Source organism: Actinomadura sp. NPDC048955 (assembly GCF_040649435.1).
In the GTDB taxonomy this organism is placed as follows: domain Bacteria; phylum Actinomycetota; class Actinomycetes; order Streptosporangiales; family Streptosporangiaceae; genus Spirillospora; species Spirillospora luteofluorescens.
Genome location: NZ_JBEZJI010000016.1, coordinates 1 through 8,041, shown reverse-complemented (window position 1 = coordinate 8,041; position 8,041 = coordinate 1). Strand labels below are relative to the sequence as shown.

Sequence of the window (8,041 nt, the reverse complement as noted above, 5' to 3'; positions counted from 1 at the left end):
GACCTTCTCTCGCCTCCGCTCGGTGCGCCCCTTGCCTCCGCCCCTGCCCCGGCCCCCGCGCGGACCCGCGCGCCTTCACGATACGTACGGCGACGAACGCCAGCGCCGCCAGCCCGACCAGCGCGACGACGGCCTTGGAGTAGACGCCGACGAACTCCTCCACCGTCCGCCAGTTGTCCCCGAGCCCGTACCCGGCCAGCACGAACACCGTGTTCCACAGCAGGCTGCCGAGGGCGGTGTAGAGCAGGAACGTCGCCAACCTCATCCGCTCCACCCCCGCCGGGACGGAGACCAGGCTGCGGAAGATCGGGATCATCCGGCCGAAGAACACGGCCTTGGCGCCGTGCCGGGCGAACCACGCCTCCGTCCGGTCCAGGTCGTCGAGCTTCAGCAGCGGCAGCCGGGCCACCATCGCGCGGATCCGGTCCCGCCCGATCAGCGCGCCGATCCCGTACAGGGCCAGCGCCCCGGCCACGCTGCCGGCCGTCGTCCACGCGAGCGCCGCCACCAGGCTCATCCGGCCCTGCGCGGAGGCGAACCCCGCCAGGGGGAGGATCACCTCGCTCGGCAGCGGCGGGAACAGGTTCTCCAGCGCGATCGCCAGCCCCGCCCCGGGCGCGCCCAGCCTGTCCATCAGGTCCGTCGCCCACCCCGCGACGCCTCCCGCGGGCTCGCCCGCCGGCGCGGCGTACATCGTCTCGATCATGTGTACGACGCTAGGAACCGGGACGCCGCGCCACCATGGAGCGCACCGCCGGTCCGTCCGGCCGCCTCCCGCACCCCTTCCCTGCGGAAAACCGCACCCCGAGGGGCCGAAAACGGGGACGGGGGCGGGCATCCGGCCTACTGTTGGATCACCGCCGCCGCCCGTCCTGGGAGATCAGGGCGCACGACAGAAGGAGCCGCGCGCGTGGCCGACGACCTCCCCGAGAACGCACCTCCGGGCATCGACCCCTCCACGCCCACCTTCGCGCGCGTGTACGACTACTTCCTCGGCGGCAAGGACAACTTCGCCGCCGACCGCGAGGTGGCCGACATGGTGATGCAGCTCGTGCCGGAGGCCCCCGTCGTGGCCCAGGGCAACCGGGTCGCCATCGAGCGGGCGGTGACCTACATGGCCCGCGATCTGGGTATCGACCAGTTCGTCGACATCGGGTCGGGGCTGCCCACGTCGTCCAACGTGCACCAGTTCGCCCGGGCGGCCAACCCCGACGCGCGGGTGGTGTACGTCGACAACGACCCGATCGTGCTGGCGCACGGGCGGGCGCTGCTGACCGAGACCGGCGTCGCGACGTTCATCCAGGGCGACCTGTACGAGCCCGAGAAGATCTTCACCGACCCCGCGCTGACCGGGCTCCTCGACCTGTCGCGCCCGGTGGGCGTCGTGCTGGCCGCGATCATCCACCACGTGCCGGACGACCGCGACCCGGCCGGGGTCGTCCACGCGCTGCTCCCGTTCCTCGCGCCCGGCAGCCACGTCGTGCTCACCCACCTGCACGACGCGGGGGACGATCCGCGCGTCGAGGAGGCCAAGCGCATCCTGCAGTCGGGCCTGGGCGGGTCCTACTTCCGCCACTCCTCCGAGATCGAGCGGTTCATGGAGGGCCTCACGATCCTGGAACCGGGGGTGGCCAACGTGACCGCGTGGCGGCCCGCCGGGCCCGCCGGGCCGCTGGAGCACCCGCTGCACTCCCAGATGGTCGCCGTCCTGGGGCGTAAGGACTGATCAGCGGATTCAGCGGAGAGTGAAACCGGTTCCGCCGGCGCCCGCGGCCGCAGGAGGCTCGGAGCCCCGATTCCCGCAGGCCGCGCGGTTACGGACGGCCTCGCCCCCCGGTTTCGGGCCCACGTCCGGTCATGATCCAGGTAAAAGATCTTTTTGATCGACTTTTCCGTTGTTGGGCCTTTCTTGTAGCGTTCGCAGCGTTTTGTGAAGTGCATTCATGATCGGACTTTCCCGCCACAAGATCATGTAAGGACGCCGCGATGCCCCTGGCGACAGGCCTGGCCGCGGCCGCGCTCGTGGGCCTGCTCTCACTCCTGGCCACCGCGCGGCACGGCAGGCGCCCCGACCGTTCGGACGAACGGCACCCCGAGTCGCTGACGGCCGTCCTCGGCCCGGGGGACGAGGAGTACCTCGCCTGGCTGGCCGACCACCACTGGCCCGCCGACGAGTACCTCGATCTGGAGCACGAGTGGCGGTTCGAGCTGGAGTTCGGCGAGCCGGCGGGCCACTACGAGTCGCCGCTGTGCCCCCGGTGCGACCTGCGCCGCGAGGACGTCTGGCCGTGCCCCGCCTGCGGCAGGCTCCTGCACTCCTCCTGCGGCCACGGCATGCGGCGCCGCACCGTCGAGCGCCCCTACCGGACCCACGGCACCAACTCCGAGGCCGTCGTCGCCGAGTGGATCTGCACGGGCTGCACGGCCGTCGTCGGTCTCGACGTGGACCACGGCGACGAACCGGACGGTGGCATCTTGCGGTGAATCGCCCCTGATTGCCCTAGCTTCGACGCCTTCACACGTGGGCGACGGTAAAAAATTCGCCATCCACTTGCATATTTCGGACGCAGCGCGGCAGGCTGCAATATGTCCTTAATCACGTGGGACACCCGTGGAGGAACCCTGTGACCGCCGAGCACCACACCATCTGCCAGCACGAGCCGCCCTGTCCGCAGCCGGACGACCTCGACCGCGAGGCCGCGCGCATCATCGCCGCCCACCCCGAGCAGGGGTGGAATCTCCTGTGCAACGGCGTCGTCGTCTTCGACGACACCGGCGAGCTCCTTCCCGACGGCCGCGTCATCGCACCGCACCGTCCCACCACCGCCGCCTAGAGCCCGCGACCCGTCCCGGCACGATCATCCGATCACGTGCCGGTCGTTCCCGACGCCGGGCGAGCGCCTGCCGCCCGGGACGTCGCGAGTACGCTCTCCGGCTCCCCTCCCAGCCCCCCGCACAGACGGCGATCCGCCGCAGACCCCACGTGAGCTCGATGAACCGGCGCTCTCCCCCGTACGCGCCGCCCCCGGTCCGGAAGCCGAGACCCTCCATTCGCCTTCGGACCGTCGTGGCGTTCATCCAGGCCAGGCCATGCCGAGGCCACTTCTCCGCGCCGTCATCAGGCGACCACCACCGGACTCCAACCCGCTTGCCAAACCCTGGCAGCGTGCGACGAAAGCCCGCGTGTCGTGGCGCCCCCTCGCGACGATCGCGCACAGCCTTGGAGAGGAGATCGGACGGGGCGCGGCGATCCCAGGTGAACCTCGCCCGCTCGCGCGCGTCCGCATGAGACGCCGTGCGCTGTTCGTCTCCACCGATCCGCATGTCGGACTCCCATCCGGCGGGCGATCCCGGTAGCGTTCAACTGTTTTGCTACTTACGCAACAATCATGCGGAACTCGACCGCGGAAGGACGGTGTGGGTGTGGTCACAGTCCTGGTCCTCGCGTCCCTGGTCGCCCTGTTCGGCCTTTTCCTGCCGAACCTCCTCCACCCCATGCCGCCGCGCCCCGCCCCGGAGCAGGAGGAACCCGCTCCCGAGCCGCCGCGCGCCGTCCCGCCCCCCTCCCTCGCCGCCGATCCCCCGGGCCACCCGGAGTCCATGACCGCCGAGCTGGACCCCGGCGACGAGGAGTACCTCGCCTTCGTGGCCGACGAGCTCTGGCCCGACGACGAGTACCTGGAGCTGGAGCACACCACCGACGGCGAGGAGGAGCCCGGCGGCAGCAGCATGCGCATGTGAGCGGGCGACCCTTGGTGGACCGTTCCGAAGCGCAGTGCCCGGCCGGCCGGTGAACGCGCGACCGGTTACGTGGTCGGGAGGGGAGCTCCCGTCTCCAGGAGCGTCTTGAGGCCGGACAGGACGTGCGGCCAGCCGTGCCGGGACATGCCGAGCAGCACCTCGCCGCCCTCGTGGACGACGGTCAGCCTCACCGCCTCCCCGACGGGTTCGAGATCGAAGGTCACCTTGGAGCGGGGCTCCCGCAGGAGCCGGGCGCGGGTCTCCTCGTCCACGCCGGTGGACCGCGCCCACTCCGGCGTGAAGGTGTGCCAGGTGTAGCTGAGGCACCGGCCCGGCTCGGCCGCAAGGACGACCTGCTCGGGGTCGGACGTCGTCGCGCCCTCCTCGTGCCAGGTGACGGCGGACCCGGGCCGCCAGTCGGTCTCGAAGGCGACACCCCAGTAGCGGCGGGTGGAGCCCGGGTCGGTGAGCGCCTCCCAGAGCCGCTCCGGCGTGGTCTTGATGTAGGTCGTGTAGACGAACTCGTTTCGGGTCATCGCGTCCTGTTCCAGCGGACCTGGGGTTCTAGGGCCTGTCTCGAAGTGGCCCCGGCCACGCCGCGCGAACGCGTGAGCCGGCCGGTGGAGCGAGGCCGGAGGCGAGCGGAGCCGGGCGGATCGCGAAGCGATGCCGCGTTCGCCCAGGCCCGGTCACGTAGCGAGCCGCAAGGCGAGCGAAGTGGGCCGGGACGTGAAAACACAGCCTAAGGCTTGCGGCCCACGGCGCCGTAGGCGTCCACCGCCTCCGGCTCGGCCGCCGTGTCCGGCCGCCAGTGCGTCACCGGGACGATGCCGGGCTCCACGAGTTCCAGCCCGTCGAAGAAGTGCCCGATCTCCTCGGGCGTCCGCAGGACGAGCTGCGCGTTGCCCGCGGCGTTCCAGACGTCGACGATGCGGTCGGACGCCTCTCCGTGCACGACGTTCGTCCCGTCGTACATGGCGAAGTAACTGCCGGAGGGCACCGCGTCCATGAGCCGCCGCACGATCCCGTAGGCCTGGTCGTTGTCGGGGACGAACTCCAGGATGCCCATCAGGGTGAACGCGATCGGGCGGCTGAAGTCGAGCGTCTCGGCGGCGCCCTCCAGGATCGTGCCGGGGTCGCGCAGGTCCGCGTGGATGTAGGCGGTGCTCCCCTCGGGCGTGCTGGTGAGCAGCCCCTTCGCGTGCTCCAGGACCAGGGGGTCGTTGTCGACGTAGACGATCCTCGACTCGGGCGCGGCGCGCTGGGCGACCTCGTGGGTGTTGTCCACCGTGGGGAGCCCGGTGCCGACGTCGATGAACTGGCGGATCCCCGCCTCGGCGGCCAGATGCCACACCACCCGGTTCAGGAACAGCCGGGAGGCCCGTGCCAGCCGTGCGACGTCCGGCAGCATCCCGAGGATCTGGTCCCCGACCTCGCGGTCCACCGGATAGTTGTCCTTGCCGCCAAGCCAGTAGTTCCAGATGCGCGCAACATGCGGGACGCTCGTGTCGATGCCGGGCACGGGTTTCTGGTCGCTCATGCGCCACCCCCTCGGCCGTTCCCTTCCCGTTACGGAGGAAGGTCAGTCATCGTCGTCCGCCTTCCCGTCGTCCGCCTTCCCGGCGACCGCCTTGCCCGTCGCGGCGTCCACGATCACCTCGTGCTTCTTCCCGTCGGCGCCGGCGACGTCGACCTCCCAGACCGTCCTGCCGTTGTCGTCGTCCAACTCGATCTCATGGACCTCCCCGGGGACGGCCTTCAGCGCCGCGTCCGCGGCCTGCGTCAGCGAGACGGCCGGGCGGGCGGGCTTCCCACCGGAGGGCGACGCGCCCTCCCCGCCGTCCGCCGCCGCGACCGCGGCCGTGGCTCCCCCGGCGGCGAGCGCGCCCGCGGCGACCACCGTGACCAGCAGGCCGCGGCCCGCGACCATGCGCCGTGCGTCGAACCTCATCGAAGCTCCCATCTGCGGGTGTCGTGCCGGCCTTCGCGGCCGGACCCTTCGCCATGGACGATGCCGGGCGTTCCTGTAGCACCGCTGAAGGGACCTGAAGCCGGCTTCAGGTGCGGTTTGGCAGGCTGTGGGGATGCGCCTGCTGATCGTCGAGGACGAGAGACGCCTGGCCGCCTCGCTCGCGCGGGGGCTGACGGCCGAGGGATTCGTGGTCGAGACCGTCCACGACGGCGCCGAGGGGCTGCACCGGGCGCTCGGCGGCGGGTACGACCTGATCCTCCTCGACATCATGCTGCCCGGGATGAACGGCTACCGGGTGTGCGCGGCGCTGCGCGCGGCGGGCGACGAGACGCCGATCCTGATGCTGACCGCCAAGGACGGCGAGTACGACGAGGCGGAGGGCCTGGACACCGGCGCGGACGACTACCTCACCAAGCCGTTCTCCTACGTGGTGCTGGTGGCCCGCGTCCGCGCGCTGCTGCGCCGCCGGACGCGGGGCGCGGCGCCCGCCATCGTGCTCGGCGACCTCACGGTCGACCCGGCCGCGCGGCGCGTGCACCGGGGCGAGGTCGAGGTGGAACTCACCGCCAAGGAGTTCGCGGTGCTGGAGCACCTGGCGTCGAACGCGGGCCGGGTCGTGTCGAAGGCGCAGATCATCGAGGCGGTGTGGGACCTCGCCTACGGCGGGGACCCCAACATCGTCGAGGTGTACGTGAGCGCGCTGCGCCGCAAGCTCGACGTCCCGTTCGGGCGCCGGTCCATCACGACGGTGCGGGGCGCCGGGTACCGGCTGGCCCGGGACGGGGGCGCCTGACATGGCCCGCCGCCCGGCGTCCGTCCGCGCCAGGACGACCCTGGGCGCGACCGCCGTGGTGGCCGTCGCGCTCGTCGCCGCCGGGCTCGCGGTGGTGCTGCTGCTGCGCTCGAACCTCGGCGGCCAGGCCGACCTGAAGGCGGAGGTGGCGGCGCGCGAGGTGGCCTCGCAGCTCGCGAGCGGCACCCCGTTCGCGGCGCTCGACCTGCCGGACGGGGAGGACCGTCCCGTGCAGGTCGTGGACGAGCAGGGCCGGGTTCTGGCGGCCAGTGAGGACCTGCGGGAGATCCACGGGACCGGCTCCCCCGCCGTGCGGCCCGTGCGGCCGCCACCGGACGGCGACGACGACGACCGCGGTGACGACGACCCGGCGCGCGGCGAGGTGGCGGGCGGCGACCCGGACCTCACCACGGGCCGCGTGACCGTGGACGACCGCACGGCCGTCTACCGGTTCGCGGCGGTCGAGGTCACGACGCCGCGGGACGAGACGGTGACCGTCTACGCGGGCGCCGACCTGGCCGCCGCCCGGGACGCGGTGGGCACCGCGGTCCGGGCGATGCTCGCGGGTCTGCCGCCCCTGCTCGCGGTCGTCGCGGGCGTGACGTGGCTGGTCACGCGGCGGGCGCTGCGCCCGGTGGAGGCGGTCCGGGCGGAGCTGGCCGAGATCACCTCTTCCGGCGACCTGGCCCGGCGGGTGCCCGTCCCGGACGCGCGGGACGAGATCGCCGGGCTCGCCGCGACGACGAACGCGACGCTCGCCGCGCTGGAGGAGTCGGTGGCGCGGCAGCGCGGGTTCGTGGCGGACGCCTCGCACGAGCTGCGCAGCCCCATCGCCTCGCTGCGCACCCAACTGGAGGTGGCCGCCGCGCATCCGGAGCTGCTGGACGTCGGCGGGCTCACCGAGGACGTCCTGCGGCTCCAGCGGCTGGCCGCCGACCTGCTGCTGCTCGCCCGCATCGACGCCGGGGACCGCCCGCCGGCCAGGCCCGTCGCGCTCGGCGAACTCGTCCTGGACGAGCTGGAGCGCCGCGCGGCGGGCGACCGGATCGCCGTCCAGGCGTCGATCGGGGCCGATCCGCGGGTCATGGGCGTGCCGGGGCGGCTGGCGCGGGTGGTCGGCAACCTGCTCGACAACGCCCAGCGGCACGCGCGCTCGGCGGTCCGGCTGTCGGTGGACGAGGAGGCGGGCGCGGCGGTGGTGCGGGTCGCCGACGACGGGCCGGGGGTGCCGCCCGCCGACCGCGAGCGGATCTTCGAGCGGTTCGTGCGGCTGGACAACGCGCGCAGCCGAGACGAGGGCGGCGCGGGTCTCGGGCTGGCCATCGCCCGCGACCTGGTGCTGGCGCACGGCGGAGACCTCGCCGTGCGCGAGGCCCCCGGCGGCGGTGCGCTGTTCGAGGTGCGGCTGCCGGCCCTGCGACCCGGCTCCCCGGGGCCGGTTACTTCAGGAGCTGGCGGGCCATGACCATGCGCTGGATCTGGTTGGTGCCCTCGTAGATCTGGGTGATCTTGGCGTCGCGCATCATCCGCTCCAC

The 8,041-nt window shown here is 72.7% G+C and carries 11 protein-coding genes; 6 read left to right on the top strand and 5 right to left on the bottom strand.

What is annotated here, in order from left to right:
• A partial coding sequence (locus AB0C84_RS17625) for a DedA family protein (protein WP_361066990.1) occupies positions 1 to 706 on the bottom strand: 706 nt, incomplete at its 3' end.
• Between the two features lie 204 nt (positions 707 to 910).
• Here AB0C84_RS17625 and AB0C84_RS17620 point away from each other — a divergent pair.
• The 4 genes from AB0C84_RS17620 (at position 911) to AB0C84_RS17605 (ending at position 3,741) form a co-directional block, all read left to right on the top strand.
• A complete protein-coding gene (locus AB0C84_RS17620; RefSeq protein ID WP_179842615.1) occupies positions 911 to 1,726 on the top strand; it encodes an SAM-dependent methyltransferase in 816 nt (271 codons plus the stop codon).
• Positions 1,727 to 1,986: 260 nt separating this feature from the next.
• Positions 1,987 to 2,484 carry a hypothetical protein gene (locus tag AB0C84_RS17615; RefSeq protein WP_361066986.1) on the top strand — a complete coding sequence of 166 codons (498 nt, stop codon included), beginning with the start codon at positions 1,987 to 1,989 and terminating at the stop codon, positions 2,482 to 2,484.
• Positions 2,485 to 2,645: 161 nt separating this feature from the next.
• On the top strand, positions 2,646 to 2,834 hold the full coding sequence (locus tag AB0C84_RS17610) for a DUF5999 family protein (RefSeq protein WP_179838579.1): 189 nt from the start codon (positions 2,646 to 2,648) through the stop codon (positions 2,832 to 2,834).
• Between the two features lie 583 nt (positions 2,835 to 3,417).
• Positions 3,418 to 3,741 (top strand): hypothetical protein, encoded by a 324-nt coding sequence (locus AB0C84_RS17605; protein WP_361066983.1) that lies wholly within the window; start codon positions 3,418 to 3,420, stop codon positions 3,739 to 3,741.
• 65 nt (positions 3,742 to 3,806) lie between these two features.
• Here AB0C84_RS17605 and AB0C84_RS17600 read toward each other — a convergent pair whose 3' ends face one another.
• From AB0C84_RS17600 to AB0C84_RS17590, 3 genes are all read right to left on the bottom strand, one after another.
• Positions 3,807 to 4,277 (bottom strand): SRPBCC family protein, encoded by a 471-nt coding sequence (locus tag AB0C84_RS17600; protein ID WP_361066980.1) that lies wholly within the window; start codon positions 4,275 to 4,277, stop codon positions 3,807 to 3,809.
• Positions 4,278 to 4,483: 206 nt separating this feature from the next.
• Positions 4,484 to 5,281: an SAM-dependent methyltransferase gene (locus AB0C84_RS17595; protein WP_361066977.1), complete on the bottom strand. Its 798-nt coding sequence runs from the start codon at positions 5,279 to 5,281 to the stop codon at positions 4,484 to 4,486.
• A 42-nt stretch (positions 5,282 to 5,323) separates the two neighbouring features.
• Positions 5,324 to 5,692, bottom strand: coding sequence for a PepSY domain-containing protein (locus AB0C84_RS17590; protein WP_258941541.1), 369 nt, complete (start codon positions 5,690 to 5,692; stop codon positions 5,324 to 5,326).
• Positions 5,693 to 5,825: 133 nt separating this feature from the next.
• On the opposite strand from AB0C84_RS17590, the gene AB0C84_RS17585 reads away from it, so the two are divergent.
• Both AB0C84_RS17585 and AB0C84_RS17580 read left to right on the top strand, forming a co-directional pair.
• Entirely contained in the window at positions 5,826 to 6,506 is a 681-nt protein-coding gene (locus AB0C84_RS17585; RefSeq protein WP_179842621.1) for a response regulator transcription factor, read from the top strand.
• 1 nt (position 6,507) lies between these two features.
• Positions 6,508 to 7,971, top strand: coding sequence for a HAMP domain-containing sensor histidine kinase (locus AB0C84_RS17580; protein ID WP_361066973.1), 1,464 nt, complete (start codon positions 6,508 to 6,510; stop codon positions 7,969 to 7,971).
• Here AB0C84_RS17580 and AB0C84_RS17575 read toward each other — a convergent pair.
• A partial coding sequence (locus tag AB0C84_RS17575) for an acyl-CoA dehydrogenase family protein (protein WP_131764087.1) occupies positions 7,946 to 8,041 on the bottom strand: 96 nt, incomplete at its 5' end. The genes AB0C84_RS17580 and AB0C84_RS17575 overlap by 26 nt on opposite strands.